General features: G+C 38.0%; 14 protein-coding genes. 12 read left to right on the top strand and 2 right to left on the bottom strand.

All coding sequences use genetic code 11. The annotated features are described in order from the left end of the window. Positions 1–31 precede the first annotated feature (31 nt). The 12 genes from B9O19_RS04430 (at position 32) to B9O19_RS04375 (ending at position 16,508) form a co-directional block, all read left to right on the top strand. Complete coding sequence (locus B9O19_RS04430; RefSeq protein WP_102365287.1) at positions 32–1,081, top strand: ABC transporter permease; 1,050 nt, start codon at positions 32–34, stop codon at positions 1,079–1,081. Positions 1,082–1,098: 17 nt separating this feature from the next. Continuing rightward, positions 1,099–1,992: a carbohydrate ABC transporter permease gene (locus B9O19_RS04425; RefSeq protein ID WP_102365286.1), complete on the top strand. Its 894-nt coding sequence runs from the start codon at positions 1,099–1,101 to the stop codon at positions 1,990–1,992. A 38-nt stretch (positions 1,993–2,030) separates the two neighbouring features. After that, positions 2,031–3,701 (top strand): type 2 periplasmic-binding domain-containing protein, encoded by a 1,671-nt coding sequence (locus B9O19_RS04420; RefSeq protein ID WP_102365285.1) that lies wholly within the window; start codon positions 2,031–2,033, stop codon positions 3,699–3,701. A gap of 118 nt (positions 3,702–3,819) precedes the next feature. Beyond that, a complete protein-coding gene (locus B9O19_RS04415; RefSeq protein ID WP_102365284.1) occupies positions 3,820–4,728 on the top strand; it encodes a pectinesterase family protein in 909 nt (302 codons plus the stop codon). A gap of 178 nt (positions 4,729–4,906) precedes the next feature. Continuing rightward, a complete protein-coding gene (locus B9O19_RS04410; RefSeq protein ID WP_102365283.1) occupies positions 4,907–6,385 on the top strand; it encodes a glycoside hydrolase family 28 protein in 1,479 nt (492 codons plus the stop codon). 53 nt (positions 6,386–6,438) lie between these two features. Then, positions 6,439–7,809: a tagaturonate reductase gene (locus B9O19_RS04405; protein ID WP_102365282.1), complete on the top strand. Its 1,371-nt coding sequence runs from the start codon at positions 6,439–6,441 to the stop codon at positions 7,807–7,809. Positions 7,810–7,847: 38 nt separating this feature from the next. After that, on the top strand, positions 7,848–9,263 hold the full coding sequence (locus tag B9O19_RS04400; RefSeq protein ID WP_102365281.1) for a UxaA family hydrolase: 1,416 nt from the start codon (positions 7,848–7,850) through the stop codon (positions 9,261–9,263). Between the two features lie 585 nt (positions 9,264–9,848). Continuing rightward, positions 9,849–11,387 carry a glycoside hydrolase family 43 protein gene (locus B9O19_RS04395; protein WP_102365280.1) on the top strand — a complete coding sequence of 513 codons (1,539 nt, stop codon included), beginning with the start codon at positions 9,849–9,851 and terminating at the stop codon, positions 11,385–11,387. Between the two features lie 1,381 nt (positions 11,388–12,768). After that, positions 12,769–13,629 (top strand): AraC family transcriptional regulator, encoded by an 861-nt coding sequence (locus B9O19_RS04390; protein WP_102365279.1) that lies wholly within the window; start codon positions 12,769–12,771, stop codon positions 13,627–13,629. A gap of 974 nt (positions 13,630–14,603) precedes the next feature. Then, positions 14,604–15,383, top strand: a complete 780-nt coding sequence (locus B9O19_RS04385) for a class I SAM-dependent methyltransferase (protein WP_102365278.1) — start codon at positions 14,604–14,606, stop codon at positions 15,381–15,383. A gap of 342 nt (positions 15,384–15,725) precedes the next feature. Continuing rightward, the gene (locus tag B9O19_RS04380) at positions 15,726–15,920 is read left to right on the top strand and encodes a hypothetical protein (protein ID WP_102365277.1); all 195 of its coding nucleotides are present in this window, start codon (positions 15,726–15,728) and stop codon (positions 15,918–15,920) included. Between the two features lie 123 nt (positions 15,921–16,043). Then, positions 16,044–16,508 (top strand): VOC family protein, encoded by a 465-nt coding sequence (locus tag B9O19_RS04375; RefSeq protein ID WP_102365276.1) that lies wholly within the window; start codon positions 16,044–16,046, stop codon positions 16,506–16,508. Between the two features lie 343 nt (positions 16,509–16,851). On the opposite strand, the gene B9O19_RS04370 is transcribed toward B9O19_RS04375, so the two are convergent. Together B9O19_RS04370 and B9O19_RS04365 are read right to left on the bottom strand one after the other, a co-directional pair. After that, positions 16,852–17,649: a hypothetical protein gene (locus tag B9O19_RS04370; RefSeq protein ID WP_102365275.1), complete on the bottom strand. Its 798-nt coding sequence runs from the start codon at positions 17,647–17,649 to the stop codon at positions 16,852–16,854. Positions 17,650–17,671: 22 nt separating this feature from the next. Next, positions 17,672–18,196: a nitroreductase gene (locus B9O19_RS04365; protein WP_102365274.1), complete on the bottom strand. Its 525-nt coding sequence runs from the start codon at positions 18,194–18,196 to the stop codon at positions 17,672–17,674. Between the last annotated feature and the right edge of the window lie 837 nt (positions 18,197–19,033).

Raw genomic sequence — 19,033 nt, 5'->3', positions numbered from 1 at the left:
ATTATCCTATTGAGAAGGGGAGGAATACGCTTTGAGTAAAGAAAAAAAAGCGGCTGCGGCCGCGGCTGCGGCGTCTGATACCAGTGCCGGCAGCACAAAGAAAGAAAAAAAGGGTATCGCCGGCTGGTTCAAAAATGAATGCAGCAAATTTTCCAGAGGAAAGTTCTTGCTGTTGCTGATGATTCCGGGTGTTGCATTTTATGCAATTTTCCAGTATTGGCCTTTTTATGGTTTGTTAGCGGCATTTAAAGATTATCAGCCAAGATTAGGTATTCTTGGAAGTCCATGGGCAGACAATTATGGTTTTGCGGAATTTATTAGATTCTTCACCATACCTGATGTTTGGAACTACGTATGGAATACTATCGTATTGAGTGTTTTACATATCATTTGGCTGTTCCCTCTGGCTATTATTTTAGCATTGTTCATCAACGAACTCAGAGGTGCTAAGTTTAAGAAAATCGTACAAACAGTATCATATCTGCCTCACTTTGTATCAGTTGCGGCAGTTGCTGGTATGCTCACATTGTTCTTGTCTTCACAGCAGACTCCTGTAGGTGCGGGAAGTCTTGCAAATGAAGGTATTATCAACCAGTTTTTGCTTAAACTGCATCTAGTAAAAGAAGGTATTCCATTCCTTCAGAGAACAGAGTGGTTCAGAACGGTCTATATCGCTTCAGATGTTTGGCAGAGTATAGGCTGGAGTGCTATTATTTACATAGCCGCTCTTTCAGCTGTTGACCAGGAGCTTTATGAAGCTGCTACTATTGACGGCGCCAGCAGAATTCAGAAAATGTGGCACATATCTATTCAGCTTATAAAGCCTACAATTGTAATTCTGCTTGTTATGCAGATTGGTAAGATAATGTCACTCGGCGCTGACAAAGCTTTGCTTTTGCAGCAGCCTGCGACATATAAACATTCACAGATACTAAGTACATATATCTACAACAAGGGTCTTAAAGAGGGTGAGATAGCATTCTCTACGGCAGTTGGTTTGTTTAACTCGATAATTAACGTTATACTTGTATGTTTCGCTAACTTCTTATCGAGAAAACTCACCGATACAGGTTTGTGGTAAGAGAGGGGGACTAAAAAATGGTAAAAGACAATACAGTATCATCAATTATTTTGGATGTAGTTATTTACATATTTTTGATTTTGCTCATGATTGTAACTCTATATCCTATCATCTACATTTTCTCGGTTTCACTTTCGAGCCAAGCCGCTTTTGAGGCAGGTAAAGTTGTTTTGTGGCCTGTTGAGCCGAACTTAGATGCGTATAAAGAAATTATTACAGGTAAGACGGTTCCAATGTCATTCCTGCAGGCAGTAATCAACACAGTTTTGTATACAGTTATTTCCCTGGCGCTGACAACAACGCTTGCATATCCGTTGTCGCGTTCAAAGGACAGAGTTCCGTTTCACGGTCTTATTACAAAGCTGATTGTATTCACAATGTTCTTTACAGCAGGTATGATTCCTGTATACTTGATAGTTCAGATGGTTGGACTGCTTGATACAAGATGGGCGTTGATTCTTCCTGTTGCAATTTCAACTTATAACTTGATAGTTATGCGTTCGTTCTTTGAAAGCGTTCCGGTTGAGCTTGAAGAAGCCGCATTTATAGACGGAGCAAACGAACTTACTATTTTTGTTAAGATTATTTTGCCTCTTTCAAAGGCTGCACTTGCAACCGTAGGTTTGTTCTATGGTGTGTATATGTGGAATACATGGTTCAGCGCTATGCTTTATCTGAGCGACAGAGTTAAGAATCTGTATCCTTTGCAGTATATTATAAGACAGATAGTTATGGAGAACCAGCTTGCTGCTGAAGCGCAGGCTGCCGGCGAACTTAACACTGTAACAGTAAGTACTGTTTCACTTAAGTATGCAACGCTGTTTATCTCTATCGTGCCTATGCTGTGTGTATACCCATTCATCCAGAAGTATTTCGTTAAGGGTGTTATGGTTGGTTCTGTTAAGGGTTAAGCATAATTAAACTAAATATATTTAGGAGGATAAAACTTATGAAATTAAAGAAGGTTGTGGCTTTAGCTACATCAGTAGTGCTGGCTTCTTCTTTGCTGGCTTCCTGCGGCTCGGCAGGTAGAGGCTCGTATGTTGACAGCGAAGGCAATAAAATTTATACTTATCGTATGAATATGTATACTCAGGATCAAACCGAGTATGCTGAAGGTCAGGATACTGATTTTGCTAAGAGAATGAAAGACATGTTTGGTGTTGAACTTGAATATGAAAGAATCCCAAGAGGTGACTGGGAAACAAAGACAAACATTTCATATTCAACCGGTAACGAAGCAGACTTCACAACAGGCGGTAAAGAGCCTCAGTATAAGAAATGGGCTACCAATAAATACCTAGACCCGATTCCTGAAGAAGCTTATACAGGTGATAATCCAATCTTGAAGGATTGGAAAAACTTATGGAGTGAAGAAGACTTTAAGCAGGTTTTGGCGCTCGCTAAGAGTTCAGACGGAGAACTGTATTATCTGCCTACACTGAGACAGGAAAAAACTCAGATGTGCTGGGATTACAGAAAAGATGTATTTGACCAGTTGGGAATAACTGAGTTCCCGAAGACAATTGATGAGCTTTATGATGTTTGTGCAAAGATTAAAGCTGCATATCCTGATAAGATTATAATTTCTTGTAATGGTATGGGAACAACTTCACCGGGTAGCGCGCTCACAGGTTTCTTCCAGGCTTACTGGATTCCTGAGCTTATCTTAACTCAGCATTCATATGTTGACCCTGTTACTAAAGAGTATGTTCCATACGCTTTGACAACAGATAATGCAAGAGAAATGTATAAGACAATCAAGAAGTTCAATGACGCTGGCTTTATGGATAAGGAAATCCTTTCACTTGACAAGGATACTTTTTCATCAAGACTTGCACAGGATAACTGCTTTATAACTTATAACTATGTTTATAACATAGACGAGTTTAATAAGAAGACAAAGGGAACAAATCCTGATAAAGTATCTGATTGGCAGTGGACAGGTAATATGATAACAGCTTTCCCGGAAAAGGGTACTATCTATAAGAAAGACCCTCTGTATTCAAACTGGGGACCTGCATTCAGCGCTGGTATTTCAGACGATATGGACAGATACAACACACTTCTTAAGATGTTTAACTGGTATGCTACAGAAGAAGGTCAGATGTATATGACATATGGTGTTGAAGGCGAAAGTTATGAAATAGTTAACGGCGAGCCGCAGATGCTTCCAGGCTGGTATGACGAGAGTAATCCGGCTACAGATAAGAAAACAGATAAGACCTTATCTAAGGAATTCGGTTCATTCGGTTCACAATTCGCAAAACAGCAGACAATGTTTGACAATATCCGCGGTAAGAAAGTTGAAGCTCTTTGGGACGCTTTCCAGGCACAGGATAAGTATTACTACTTCGATCAGATTCCTATGAGATACACTGAGGATGAAGAGCAGAAGTTCGGTGACCTTGAGACAGCTCTTAACGCTAAGAGAGATGAATATCTCCAGAGATTCTTCTCAGGCGATGTTGATCCTAACAACGACGCTCAGTGGAACGCGTATATTTCTGACATGAACAAAGTTGGTCTGCAGGAGTTTATTGAACTTCAGACAACTGTTTATGAGAGAACAAAGGCTGAAATTGAGAAAGAAAACGCTGAACTTGCAAAAGCTCAGTAAGATAATAAATTAGATTTAAGTAATAAATAAATCTAACTAAAACACTAAATTTAATAAAACGCAAGATACTGCCGAATGCTATATTTGGCAGTTGTCTTGCGTATTAGGGTAAAAAAATATGAATATATATGTAAGACGTGACTACAAAACTGTAAAAAGTGCTGTTGAAGCAGCAAATGACGGAGATATTATTGTTATTCCGTCAGGAATATATAAAGAAAAGATAAATATTGCAAAAAAAAATCTAACTTTGGTTGGAGATGGCTTTGTAACGTTGACCTATGACGCCGCTTCGGGGAATAGTGATGAAAATGGTGTAGAATATAATACATTTACATCTGCGACAGTGACTGTTGAAGAAACGGCGGTTGGATTTAAGGCGGAAAACATAACGTTTGAGAACAGCTATAACAGAATTGATTCTGACAGAGCTGTGACGCAGGCGCTTGCAATAAGCTGCGGTGCTGATAAATCAGTTTTTCATCATTGCAATTTTTTGGGCTGGCAGGATACCATGTATATTCATGGCAGCGAAACAAGACAGTTTTTTTATGACTGTTATATTGAGGGAAGCGTTGATTTTATTTTTGGAGACGCGGCAGCGTTATTTGAGGAATGTGATATAAATTGTGTTCGCTCAAAATCTTATATAACGGCGGCAAACACTTCTGAAAACAAAGAAGCAGGTTTTGTTTTTTATCATTGTTATATAAGCGCAAATGAAAATTGTGAATGTATATATTTGGGACGCCCATGGAGAGCGCAGGACGACGGAATCAATTCACATACTGCATTTATAGAATGTACCTATAATTTTGACTGCGCCCCGGTTGGATGGCTTCCGTGGAGGCTTGAAGAGGGGACAGAAGCGAAGAACACCAGATATTTGGAATATAATAATACAGATTCTCACGGACATCTGATAGATGTGTCTGAACGGGCGGACTGGAGCAGGCAGCTGACGCATGACGAGGCGGAAACGTTGATGTCATATGTTGGGAAATTTGCGGAATACCCGACTGATTAGATTAAAACACGAAGTATATTAAATTTGAAAGCTTATGTTTTATTAGATATATTGATAGTAAAACAATTATATATTAGTATTTTGTTAGATATAGTATTTTAAAAAGAGTATTAAACGGCAAGTAAGATAATAAAAAAGAAATAAAAATTTGGATATAGTAAAAACGGAGGTTTTACAAATGAACACTATTTCATCTGTTCTTGATGTTACCAACTTTGGTGTTGTGGGGGATGGAACAACCAATAACACTAAAAAAATAGCTGAGGTTATTGGTGAACTGAAAAAGCTGGGCGGAGGAACAGTATATTTTCCGCCGGGAGAATATGTTACCGGTTCGATAATCTTGGGAGACAATATGACGCTCTATCTTGAAGGCGGAGCTACAATTTTGGGAAGTGCTGATCCTGAGGACTACCCAATGATAACTAAAGAAGACCTAGAAGGATATAACAGAGAAGGGCATACCGGACTTGTTGCCGCAAGAAATGCAAAAAATATAACTGTAACAGGCCGCGGAACATTGGATGGAAGAGGATATAACTGGTGGTCAAATCCTAAAAATGAACAGAGACCCAGGGCTTTCCAACCAATTATGTGTGAAAATGTAAGACTTTCCGGTATCAGTATCATAAATTCTGCAATGTGGACAGTTCATCCTATGTGCTGCCGCAATGTGACGATTGACGGTATCTCAATAAAGAATCCGGCTGATTCTCCTAATACGGACGGTATAAACCCTGAGAGCTGTTCTAATGTTCATGTTTCAAACTGTCAGGTTGATGTGGGTGACGACTGTGTTACTCTGAAATCAGGAACCGAGGACGACTATTTGCAGAAGAAGTATCCATGCGAAAATATAACGATAACCAATTGTACTATGAATAACGGACACGGCGGAGTTGTTATCGGAAGCGAGATGTCAGGCGGAGTTAGAAATGTTACGATTTCAAACTGTGTGTTTAACGGAACCGACAGAGGTATAAGAATTAAGACGCGCCGTAAGAGAGGCGGAAGCGTTGAGGATATTAGAATAGACAATATTATGATGACAAACGTGTTCGCGCCGCTTACAATAAACGGTTATTATAAATGCGGAGGAACCGACCCTAACGATATGGAGTTATTCTCTCTTGAGAAAAAACCGGTTGAAGACAGCACTCCGGTATTTAAGAATATATACATAAGCAATGTTACCGCGCGTGAAGTAAAGTGTGCTGCCGGATATATATATGGTATTCCTGAGATGCCTGTTACCAGTCTCCATGTTGATAACTTTGTATGTTCTATGACAAAGGGAGACCATGATGTGGCAAGTGCGCCGATTATGGCTTGGCATATTGAGCCGACAAAGGGTCACGGTTTCTACTGCGCTAATATGAAAGACGTAAGTTTTAATAACGTGCATTTGGATGTTGAAAAAACTTCTTCAATAATCATAGAAAAATCAGAATTGGTTAAAGTAAGCGGTCTCACTTCTGAAGGAAGTAACACTGCTGTTGAGATAAAAGAATCAAAGGATATTATGATAAGCAACTCAATGGTTTCACCTACAGCAAAAGACTTTATCGAAACTGACGCTGAATCTAACGCTACTTTAGCAGTGAACGGTGTTGCAAAGAGCAATGAGAACCAGGAGATTGTTAAGATCGTAGACTAATATAAGCTGTGCTTGAAAATTGAACGTTAATATATTTTTAGGAGGAACAATTTATGGAGAGACTAAAGAGAAAAGAAAAATGTCAGCTTACTGAGAAGTTTTTGCAGTTTGGAGAGGGAAATTTTCTGCGCGGATTTGTTGATTGGATGATTGACAGATTGAATAAGGAAGCAGACTTTGACGGCGGAGTTGTAGTAGTTCAGCCTCTCGCACAGGGTCTTATCCCTATGATAAACGAGCAGGACGGCTTGTACACCTTGTATCTGAGAGGTTTGCAGGACGGTCAAAAGGTGGAGGAGACAAGAGTTGTTGACTGTATCACAAGAGGTATAAACCCATTTGAGAATACAGATGAATTCTTTGAGTGTGCTTCAAATCCTGAACTCAGATATATAATTTCAAACACAACAGAAGCCGGTATTGAGTATAAGCCGAATCAAAATCCTGATGATTTTGCAGGTCTTACATTCCCTGGCAGACTGACTTTGTTCATGAAGAGAAGATTTGATAATAAGCTTCCGGGATTTTTACTGCTTCCGTGTGAACTTATTGATAAAAACGGCGACGAGCTTAAGGCTTGTGTTTTGAAGTATGCTAAAGACTTTGGCTACGGCGATGACTTTATCAAGTGGGTTGAGGAAGAGAATTACTTCACCAATACTCTGGTTGACAGAATCGTTACAGGTTATCCGCGTGATACTGCTTCTGAGATGGAGAAGGAATACGGCTATCTCGATAATATTATAGACACTGCTGAAATATTCCACCTGTGGGTAATCCAAGGCGATAAGAAATATGCAGAGGAACTTCCTTTTGATAAGATAGGGCTTAACGTTCTTTGGACAGATGATGTTACGCCATATAAGAAAAGAAAGGTTAGAATTCTGAATGGCGCGCATACTATGATGGTACTTGCCGCACACCTTGCAGGGCTTGAAACAGTTAAAGAAGCTATGGATGACGAGCTTGTTTTCAACTTTATGAAGACCGGTGTATTTGATGAGATTATACCGACTCTTGACCTTCCTAAGGATGAATTGATTCAATTTGCCAATGATGTTATAGAGCGTTTCCAGAATCCTTTCATCAAGCACTATTTGCTCAGCATAGCTTTGAATTCAGTATCAAAGTATCAGGTCAGAGTGCTGCCGTCAGTTCTTGAATATATAAAAGAGAACAATAAGGAGCCAAAGTGCCTTGTGTTCTCGCTGGCTGCACTTATAGCTTTCTATAGAACAGACGCCGCTAACGATAATCCTGATGTTATGGAATTTATGAAGACGGCTTCTGTTGACGATATTCTTTCAAAAGAAGAATATTGGGGAACAGATTTAAGTATGTTAAAAGACTCAATAAACGGTTATCTAAAATCAATAGAAGAAAAGGGTATCAGAGCCGCTATGGAAGAAGTTGTAAACGGCTGATATGTTAATTCTTTCGCTTTGAGAAAGGAGATAAACAAATGGGAAAAATTAAAATAAGTCCTCTTGACAATGTTGAAGTAAATGTAGGCGGAGAGTTTGACGGGCATAAGACCGCAAACCGGGACATCAAAGAGGGCGAAGATATTATAAAATACGGTTATCCTATAGGTCATGCAATACGCGATATAAAAAAGGGAGAGCATGTTCATACCGATAACATAAAAACCAATCTCAGCGGTATATTGGAATACAAATATGAACCGCAGCTTAAAGGTGTGGAAAAGGCAGACGAAAAGGCATATTTTAAAGGTTATGTGCGCGATGATGGAAGCGTAGGTATCAGAAACGAGATATGGATTGTCAATACTGTCGGCTGTGTTAACAAGACATCAGAACTGCTGGCGCGCGAAGCAAATAAGCTGTTTGAGGGAAAAACAGACGGTATATTTAATTTTGTTCATCCGTTTGGCTGCTCTCAGCTGGGCGACGACCAAAAAACTACTCAGGCGATTTTAAAGGGTCTTGTAAATCATCCAAATGCTGCCGGTGTTTTAGTTTTAGGTCTTGGATGTGAAAATAACAATATTCCGGTTTTTAAGGGTATACTGGGAGATTATAATCCTGAAAGAATTAGATTTATGTCCACTCAGGACTATGATAATGAGGTTGAAGAGGGACTGAAACTAATCGGTGAGCTTGTTGAGTACGCTCAGAAGTTTACCAGAAAGAAATGTGATGTTTCAAAATTGGTTGTAGGATTAAAGTGCGGAGGAAGCGACGGTTTTTCAGGACTTACTGCTAATCCGCTGGTTGGTCAGTTTTCAGACCTTTTGATATCTCACGGAGGAAGCACCATACTTACCGAAGTTCCGGAGATGTTTGGCGCTGAAACTCTGCTGATGAACCGCTGTCATGATAAGGAGACGTTCGACAAAACTGTTGACCTTATCAATAATTTTAAGGAATATTTTATGCGCCATAATCAGGTCGTATATGAAAATCCTTCTCCCGGCAACAAAAAGGGCGGCATAACAACGCTCGAGGATAAGTCGTTAGGGTGTGTGCAGAAGAGCGGTACCAGCGATGTTGTTGACGTTATTCAGATTGGCGAGCATGTGAAAAAGCAGGGTTTAAACCTTCTCACAGGTCCCGGAAATGATATTGTTGCAGTAACAAATCTGACCGCTTCAGGCTGTCATTTGATTTTGTTTACAACAGGAAGAGGAACTCCTCTGGGAGCACCGGTTCCAACTGTAAAAATTTCGTCTAACTCAGGACTGGCTGAAAGAAAACCGCACTGGATAGATTTTAATGCAGGACCTATAGTAGACGGTGAAGTTCTCACTCAGGATTTGTTTGATTTTGTTATAGACGTAGCAAACGGAAGGCAAACAAATAATGAGAAGAACGGTTATCGTGAAATTTCTATCTTTAAAGACGGAGTAGTCTTATAGATTTGACTGATTGTTATACGCAGAGATTTCCGCTTTATCTTTACGATGGAGTGAGAAGTTCTGAAAACTCGAAATAATCAATTAGAGTTGTTTTAGATGAGATAATTGGCGTAGAATCTTTATGAATTTATATTAAAATATGGCAACTGCTAAAAGTCAGGAAATCGCTTTATGTGATTTTTGATAAAAGTATCATGAGAGAAAATAGCGGTTGAGTTTTAACGGTATATCATTTGAGAAAATTGTATTAAGCAGTTAATATTGCTGTCATAAAGTTATCAGTTAAATAATATAACTTTATTCTTTAATAAAGGATTATTGTTTGCTAAAATATTTGCAAAAACTTAACTCTAACGTTGATAAATTTTAGGCTAAGAATTCCTATATATTTTTTTCAGGTGATTAAGTATTGCTAAAAATTTTTATTATTGCATATCGTCATTTTTGATTAAAATTAGAAAACTTACGATATTATTTAGTTTTAACAAAATACAAAATTATAACGATAGTATATGTTTTTATAAAATTATCAGGCGGATTTTTATCCGCCTGATTTAGGATATGTTTAGATTTAGGAGGAAAATTATGAACACACTGGAAGGAAAATGGATTGCGGATTTGGGAGACGGGACTTTTAAAAACCCAATTTTGTATGCTGATTATTCAGACCCGGATGTGATTAGGGTCGGAGACGATTTTTATATGACCGCGTCAAGCTTTACATATGTTCCGGGACTGCCGATTCTGCATTCAAAGGATTTGGTCAATTGGGAAATTATTAATTACGCTGTCAAAAAGCTTCCCGACAGATATAATAAGCCGGTTCACGGCTGCGGTGTATGGGCGCCGGCTATAAGATATAATGACGGAAAGTTTTACATATATTACGGCGACCCTGATATAGGTATATTTATGACCTGGACAGAAGACCCGTACGGCGAGTGGTCAGATTTGATACTCGTTAAAGAAGGGGTTGGACTTATAGACACCTGTCCTCTTTGGGATGATGACGGAAAAGCATACATAGTTCATGGATATGCCAACAGCCGCTGCGGAATCAAGAGCCATATTGCAGTCTGCGAAATGACTTGGGACGGAACAAAAGCTATAGGCGAAGATAAGATTATATTTAACGGAACTATAAGTCAGCCGACTATAGAAGGACCCAAATTTTATAAAAGAGACGGAATGTATTATGTGTTGTCCCCGGCAGGAGGGGTTCCTACCGGCTGGCAGGTGGCAATGAGGTCAAAGAATGTTTACGGTCCATATGAAGATCACATTGTATTGCGTCAAGGTCTTACAGAAATCAACGGTCCTCATCAGGGCGGACTGGTTGAGCTTGAAAGCGGAGAGAGCTGGTTTGTACATTTTCAGGATTTAGAGGTAATAGGCAGAATTATTCATCTTCAGCCGGTAGAATGGGTTGACGGATGGCCGGTAATGGGTGAAAACGCGGACACAGGCCTGTGCGGACAACCGGTTATGCGTTGTAAGAAGCCAAATGTCGGCGCAGAATATCCGATAACCACAATTCCTACTTCAGATGATTTTTCATCAGATAAACTTGGTCTCCAGTGGCAGTGGCAGGCTAATAATAAAGAAGAATGGTATTCACTGACTGAAAATAAAGGAAGTCTGAGACTGTACAGTGAGGACTTAAAGACAAAAGAGGATAAATATCTCTGGAATCTTCCGAATCTTTTAACCCAGCTTTGGCAGGCGCCTTCGATGGTTGCAACTGTTAAAGTTTCAATGCCTAAGGGTGTTGGAAACAATAAGGCAGTGCTGGCGGTTATTGGTCAAAAATATGGTTATGTAGCGCTGACTGATGAGGGAATTGTTGAATACTGTAACGGTAACTTTAAGACTGATAACAGAGAATGGAAAGTTACTGATAAGTGTGTCGGCACAACCGAGGCATATTTAAGGCTTGAAGTTATTTCCTGCACAAATAGTAAAGAAGCGAGCTGCCGTGTATCATACAGCGTTGATGGAAGCGATTTCATCAGTCTTGGTGAATTTGAATGTATGCAGGGCAAATGGGTAGGAGCAAAATTTGCGCTTGCTTGTGTCGGTGAAAAGGGCGGCTATGCTGATTTCAGCAACTTCTTAGTAGTGTAAATCATACATATCCGGTTAAGAAAATTAATACTAACGGCATAACTAATTTCAGTTATGCCGTTTTAATATTCGGATATGTCCTTAATATGTTTTTATAAAACCTGTGGTATACTCAAATAACAATTGGAGAGAATGAAATAAATTAAACTGAAATATTAAAAAAAATATAATAAAAATTATATAAAAAATGTGGCTTAGCAAGCATCGGCAGGGCTGTTACCACACTTTTTTTTAAAAGTGTGTGTTATACATATCACTTTGTATTGATAAACCTACAATGTCATTAATATGTATACTCAATGCAGATGGAATCTGCCGCGTAAGGCGCGCAGTTGTGGGACAGTTTAGTATAAAACGGATTATGACAAATTGCTCTGAATAAACCCACGCTTCGCGTGAGATGGCAGCTCACCTATCGAGGCGTGCTCGCACGCCCTGCTGATGTTCACTAAAAAACATTATATATAGTAAAATAATCAATAAAATTATAAAAATGTGATTTTGTAAGCATCGGCAGGGCAAACGTAGTTTGCCGCGTAAGGCGTGCAGTAGAGGGACAGTTTAGTATAAAACGGATTATGACAAATTGCTCTGAATATACCCACGCTTCGCGTGAGATGGTAGCTCACCTAACGAGGCGTGCTCGCACGCAATACATCACAACTAAGTAATTTATTGACGTTTAAGGCTTTGACAAAAGAAGTCACTTTGTATCACACCCACCAAAGGTGGGAAACATCACAACTAAGTCTTATTATTGACATTGAAGGTTTAAGGATAAAGAGATATTTGGGCTCACACCCACCCTGCAGGTGGGGTCACAGTCACACCTACCGATGTTCACTAAAAAACATAGTATATAGTAAAATAATCAATAAAATTATAAAAATGTGATTTTGCAAGCATCGGTAGGGCTGTGACCATACTTTTTTTTAAAAGTGTGTGTTATACATATCACTTTGTATTGATAAACCTACAATGTCATTAATATGTATACTCAATGCAGATGGAATCTGCCGCGTAAGGCGCGCAGTCCTGGAACAGTTTGGTATAAAACGGATTATGATAAATTGCTCTGAATATACCCACGCTTCGCGTGAGATGGCAGCTCACCTAACGAGGCGTGTAAACACGCCCTGCCGATGTTCACTGAGAACATAGTATATAGGAAAATAATTCAATAAAATTATAAAAATGTGCTTGGCAAGCATCCGAATATGTAACCCAACTTGCAGATGTGGTCACAATACATCACAAAAGAAACAACTTTAAACTTTCTGCCTATTTTTTGCTGACTTTTCAAATTCTCTCTTTAATTGTTCAGAGGCAGAGAGGTTTTTAAATATAATATTTTGTATAATAGCTTTGGAAGGTGATAAAAGTGGATTGGATAGAAGGACTAAATAAATCAATAGAATATATCGAGGAAAATTTGACCGAAACTATAGAAATGGAGAAGGCGGCTCAGCTTGCGGCCTGCTCAGTGTTTCAGTATCAAAGAATATTTCCTTATATTGCAGGAGTTACAATTTCTGAATATATCAGAAGAAGACGTATGAGCGCTGCCGCTTTTGACTTGATAAACGGTCATGAAAAGATTATTGATTTGTCACTTAAGTATGGATATGAGTCGCCGACAGCTTTTAACCGTGCTTTTCAAAGTGTACATGGTATTTCACCGTCTAAGGCAAAGTCAGAGGGAGTCCGGCTTACAACTTTTCCGCGTATCACCTTCACTTTATCAATAAAAGGAGAAGAAGCAATGGATTACAAAATTAAGACTAAAAAATCATTTCGTATCGTAGGGTTTTCTTTAAAAGAGCCTATGACAATGGAAGAATGTTTCGAAAAAGTTCCGCAGTTCTGGAAAAATGTTGGCGAGCAAGGCGGAATTGACAAGTTGTGCGCTTTGATGGACGGCAGTGAGCCTGAGGGAATATTAGGAGTTTCAACTTGTGACAAAGGAGATTTTTCCGGATATTTTATAGCTGTCGCTACTGAAAAACCTGTTCCTGATGGGATGGAAGAATATATTATTCCTGAGACTACCTATGCAATGTTTGAAAGCGTCGGACCAATGCCGGAATCAATACAAAATACACAGCAGCGCATAATATCTGAATGGCTCCCAACATCAGGCTATGAATATGCTGCGGCGCCGGATATTGAAGTTTATCCTGAGCGGTATCAGCAGGCGGAAGATTACAGAAGCGAAGTATGGCTACCGATTGTAAAAAAGTAAATTGATATAATTAGATTATAATCATTTGTAAAATATGTTTTAAGCAGAAGCACAGATATTTATTTTAATATTTGAGCTTCTGTTTTATTTTATATAATAAAAGAAGCTTTCAGTAATATATCTGTTTATTTAATAGCTTAAAAATGCGTTTAGTTTGTATGTAATAAGTATTTATATAATTATTTGGGTTTGGATATGCACGCTAAGCGTGCGGCGGCTGCTCACCTAACGAGGCGTGCAAGCACGCCTTACCGATGCTCGCCAAAATATCTGCTTTTTAAGATAGATAAATATATATTTTATTTTTTGTATAGATTAATAAAAAAAATAGACCGTGTTTTGAGTGTAAATGCACATTTTTTCTACATAAATATATAAAATGGTTATATACATAATCAACTTTGTTTTACTATTTTAAAAATAAGATATAGCAAAACCAAGATTTGAAGCGAGCATCGGAAGGGCATATTTATGTGCCGCGTTAGGTGAGCAGCCGCCGCGCGCTGCGCGTGCATATCCAAACCCAAATAATTATGTATATAAATATGTTGTTAACTGAATTTCATATTTTGTGCTCAACAATAATAATTAAGGCTGGAATTTTTTAATATTATATGTTAAAATTTATAAGCAATGTAGTTTTTAAGATTTTTTAAATCTTATAGCAGAATAGTATATTCTTAGATATAATAAATTCTATAAAGCTGGAATTTTTTAATATTATATGTTAAAATTTATAAGCAATGTAGTTTTTAAGATTTTTAAATCTGATAGCAGAATAGTATATTCTTAGATATAATAAATTCTATAAAGGTTGAATTCTATAGAGTATACGTCGGTTTTGGAGTTTATCATTTCTAGTTGGATTTATACATTTTGAGTTAATATTCTAAAAATTTAAATAAAAAAGAATTTAAAATATTGGTAATAATCCAATAAATTGAATTAAAACTGCAATAAGGAGTTGTTTAATATTGGGAACGTATGAATTTGACGGAGAAAAGTACAAAAAGGCTTCTAAACATCAGAAAGAATGGGGAAACAGACTGATTTCGGGATTGGAGTTAAGCGGTGACGAAATAATACTGGATTTAGGCTGCGGAGACGGAGTCTTGACAGAGCAGTTGTCAGAATTAACGCCCCGTGGGAGTGTTTTGGGGATTGACGCATCTTTAGGAATGGTTAAGACGGCAAAAAAACTGAGCTGTGAAAATTTAGAATTTGTTCAAATGGGTGTAAATTTTATGGATTTTGAAAAAAGATTTGATTTAATATTTTCAAATGCCGCTTTACATTGGATTATAGACCATAAAAATTTGTTGGAGAGGAGTTATAAGGCTCTAAAACCCAATGGAAAAATAGCCTGGAACTTTGCCGGCGGCGGAACATGTTCAAACTTTTTTGAAGTTATACGGGAAAAAATGAAAAGCAATAAATACGCTGAGTATTTTAAAGATTTTGAATGGCCCTGGTTTATGCCGTCAAAAGCAGAGTATATAGAGTTAATCAAATCAGTAAATTTCTCAAAAGCTGAAGTGTCTGAAAAAAATGAAGATAGATTTTTTGCTGATAAGGAAGAAATGATCAGATGGATAGACCAGCCGAGCATTGTGCCTTTTATAAAGCAGATACCTGACGAATTAAAAGAAGAGTTTAGGAGCGAAGTTGTTGAGGAAATGATTAGCAGGACGATTCAGCCTGACGGCAGGTGCTTTGAAACATTCAGGAGAATTAATGTAACCGCTGTGAAGTAATATAATTTGTACGGTTTGCGAGGTTTTGGGGCAAAATGTGGGCTGGCGGAGGAAAGTTTGATTTTTATTACAGCTGTCTAGGAAAAGTTATAAAGAATTTGTTGATATATGTTATGATTATGCAGAAGCGTTTAAGGATAAGTCCAGCGCATTGTCTTGCTGTCAATTGCGTCCCAATGGTTTTATAGAGAATATTCCTCCGCATGTGTGTGAAGCCCGCTTATGAAGCAACTTTTTTAAATATAAATTCATAATGTTATTTAGAGGATAAAAATTATAAATAGTTATTGTATTGATTTTTAGTTTGCTGCTTATCGAGAGTGAAGATGGAAGTGTGAAGAGATGTTCTATGAAAAAATTAGTAAACCAATCACCATATGTATGATTTTAGGAACAATACTGGGGATGGCAGTAGGTTGTGCTTTAGGTGTTTCTCAGGGGAAAATAGGAAAATTTATGTGTTACGGCTTGGTATTTGGAATGATATTAGGAGTGGGCATAGGGACTGTTATCGAAAAAATCAGGAATAAAGAATGAAAAAAGCAAATTATTAAAAGCGCCGGGAAAGTCGGATAGTATGGGATATAACGGCAATTTAGAAGTTTTGTATAGATAATTATAAATCAGTTGATATTAAATAAAAATAGTGAGGTAGACAAAATGAAATTAAAAAATCCAATGATAATAGTAACAGACTTAGAAAATTCAAAGAAATTTTATAAAGAAGTATTGGGTCTGCGTGTGATTATGGACTTTGGAGCAAATATAACTCTGACGGGAGGGTTGTGTCTTCAAACAAAAGACTCGTGGCTCGAGTTTATTAATGCGTCAGATAAAGATATTTCTTTTGGCGGAAACGATGCGGAAATATATTTTGAAGAAGATGATTTTGACAAGTTTACGGAAAGGCTATCAAAGCTTGAAATAGACTATCTTCATAAGGTATACGAGCATAGGTGGGGACAGAGAGTTGTCCGTTTTTATGACCCTGATAAACATATTATTGAGGTTGGAGAAAATATGAAAAGCGTATGTAAGCGTTTTATAGACAGCGGAATGACAGTGGAAGAAGCGGCCGAAAGAATGGACGTTCCGGTGAAATATGTGAATAACTGTATGCGATAATATGAGATAATAAAAAAATAGGGCTTCAAGCAATATGAGCCGACCTTTGAAATTAGACAAAAAATCTAACATTTGAAGATTGACACAATATAATGAAGCTCTATTTTGTTTACAGAAAATAAATTGAAAACAAACCCAATTTTGGATTACTTCCATAAAATAATTTATAAGGGTGCCTAGCAAAGACGGCGGTGATAGACAGAGGAATACGCACTTTCATCTGTGTTTGCCGTCTTTGCTAAAGATAGGTCAGAATTTGAAACTTCTCCCTATATTTTATAAGACGTAATAATTTTTGATAAGTTCCCAATTTTAATAAATTTATATATAAATTTTTCTCGGATTATTCGTCGTCTATAGCAACATAAACCTTAGGGCTGTCGAATTCTTCGTAGCAGACAGAAGCCAGGGTCTTGCTGGATGACGCTTCAATATCCGGGACTTTATCGGAATCAAATCCGACCAAATCATCGCCGCTGAAAAACAGCGTCAAATATTTTATATCTTCAGCTTCTGCCGAGCCGCTGTTTCTAATGGTAATGTTGGCTCCGCCCTGGGCTCTTATAGCTCTAGCGGATATATCGCCGATTGAGACGTCTTTCCCTTTATATTCTTCATAATACACTGTTCTGACAATTGTTTCGGTGTCTTTGTCGACCTTAAAACTGGCGAATGAACTCTCGCCTTTTGATAATCCCGGAACTTTCTTTTCGCTTTCCTGAAGCACTTTGTCGTCTGCGTCTTTGCATACTATTTCTATTCGGGCATTGACGTCGAAGTTTGAAGTGTTATCAAAGATAAAGAAAGAAAACTTATTGTCATCTGCGTCAATATAGTCGTATTCCTGAACATCAATTGCCTTGCTTACATTTTCGGAGTCAAACTCTCCGTTATCAGAGCTTGGCTTTGATGAGGTTTTGGGAGAAGCAGTTGATTTGCCTGATTTGTTTGTCTCAGATGAGTTTTTATCTCCGCTCTCGTTGTCTGTACCTTTTTCCAGTGCTTCTACACGTTTTTCCAGGGCGTCAAAGTCTGATTTTGAAACATTTGAACATCCTGCAAGAGTTCCTGCCGCAAGCATTGTCGATAATACAGCGGCTATAACAGTAAATTTTTTGTTTTTCAACCAGTTAAAATTCATTTGTATACTCTCCTATTTTGGTTTATGTTCGGATTATATATCCGTCTTTGCGCGGTTTGGCTTCGGGGAGTTCACAATCTCTGTAACCCAGTATACAGTTTCCGATACCAATATAATTTTCATCAAGCCCCCACTTTTTCATAAGCTCTATTCCGGCAGGGGTTTTAAACGTTTCTGTCGCCCGATTTATCCAGCAGGAGTCAACTCCTAAAGAAAAGGCGGCATTCATTAAGTTGCCGAGCACAAGGCTTCCGTCTTGAAAGGCGTTATTGGTAAGACGGGTGTCAGAGAATACTACAATAACTGTCGGAGCGCCGTAAAAAGGTCTAGCTTCAGGATTTCCCATAACTTCCGCATTCAATTTCTCCATTTCAGCAATGGTCTCAGCGTCCTGAACAACGACCATGACCGGAGCTTGTGTGCCGCGGGCTGTCGGAGCATAGGTTCCGGCCTTTAGAATCAAATCCAAATCATCATTTTTGACCTGCTCGCTTTTAAAGCTTCTGATACTTCTTCTTTCCAGCAGTGTTTTAATTGTTTCGTTCAAAAAAATCACTCCATTCTAAAATTTATTTATATAAAATGTTTCAATGTCAATATAAATAATTATAACATATAATAATTTCCATTTCAAGACGTCAATTATATTATGATACAGCATTTATTTGGCATTATTTTAGTAAGCATTTTGTCTCTGAGAAGAACTGCAGACGTAATTGCTACAATGAACAATATACGATTACTATATAAAAGAAGTAAGTTTCTAGCTCTAAAACAATGAGACGAAATGGAAATATAACAATAAATCGAACAGAAATGTTGAGTCATATGTAATGAAAAGGAATATAAAAACTACAGAAAAATGTGGTGTAGCAAGCATCGGTAGGGCTGTGACCACACTTTTCTTAAAAAGTGTGTGTTATACATACATACTCATTTCTTTACAACCTACAAGGTCATTAATATGTATACTCAATGAAGATGAAATCTGCCGCGTAAGGCGCGCAGTCGTGGGACAGTTTAATATAAAACGGATTATGATAAATTGCTTTAAATATATTCACGCTTCGCGTGAGATGGCAGCTCACCTAACGAGACGCGCAAGCGCGCAATACATCACAACTAAGTAATTTATAGACATTGTAGCTTAGTCAAAACAGGTCACTATGTATCATACCCACCTTATACAGGTGGGGTCACACCTACCGAAGTTCACTAAAAACACCATTAATTTTTTGTCTGGTTTTCTGTTTAATTTTAAAATGTTTGATTGTAAATGAGGAGTATATAAGGCTGTAAGTGCGGAACAAGTTTGATTAACATTATTTTGCTGTCATGTAAATCTAGAGAATTTCGGGCTGCAAATATGGTATTCAGGCTGAAA

The organism is Monoglobus pectinilyticus (assembly GCF_002874775.1).
GTDB lineage: Bacteria > Bacillota > Clostridia > Monoglobales > Monoglobaceae > Monoglobus > Monoglobus pectinilyticus.
The sequence above is the reverse complement of the archived record's forward strand: the minus strand, read 5'-3'. Positions and strand labels throughout refer to the sequence as shown.

Coding starts and splice junctions, on each gene's coding strand:
- B9O19_RS04380 (WP_102365277.1), top strand. CDS start 15,726: ATGTTCTATGAAAAAATTAGTAAACCAATCACCATATGTATGATTTTA.
- B9O19_RS04415 (WP_102365284.1), top strand. CDS start 3,820: ATGAATATATATGTAAGACGTGACTACAAAACTGTAAAAAGTGCTGTT.
- B9O19_RS04410 (WP_102365283.1), top strand. CDS start 4,907: ATGAACACTATTTCATCTGTTCTTGATGTTACCAACTTTGGTGTTGTG.
- B9O19_RS04375 (WP_102365276.1), top strand. CDS start 16,044: ATGAAATTAAAAAATCCAATGATAATAGTAACAGACTTAGAAAATTCA.
- B9O19_RS04420 (WP_102365285.1), top strand. CDS start 2,031: ATGAAATTAAAGAAGGTTGTGGCTTTAGCTACATCAGTAGTGCTGGCT.
- B9O19_RS04395 (WP_102365280.1), top strand. CDS start 9,849: ATGAACACACTGGAAGGAAAATGGATTGCGGATTTGGGAGACGGGACT.
- B9O19_RS04405 (WP_102365282.1), top strand. CDS start 6,439: ATGGAGAGACTAAAGAGAAAAGAAAAATGTCAGCTTACTGAGAAGTTT.
- B9O19_RS04400 (WP_102365281.1), top strand. CDS start 7,848: ATGGGAAAAATTAAAATAAGTCCTCTTGACAATGTTGAAGTAAATGTA.
- B9O19_RS04370 (WP_102365275.1), bottom strand. CDS start 17,649: ATGAATTTTAACTGGTTGAAAAACAAAAAATTTACTGTTATAGCCGCT.
- B9O19_RS04425 (WP_102365286.1), top strand. CDS start 1,099: ATGGTAAAAGACAATACAGTATCATCAATTATTTTGGATGTAGTTATT.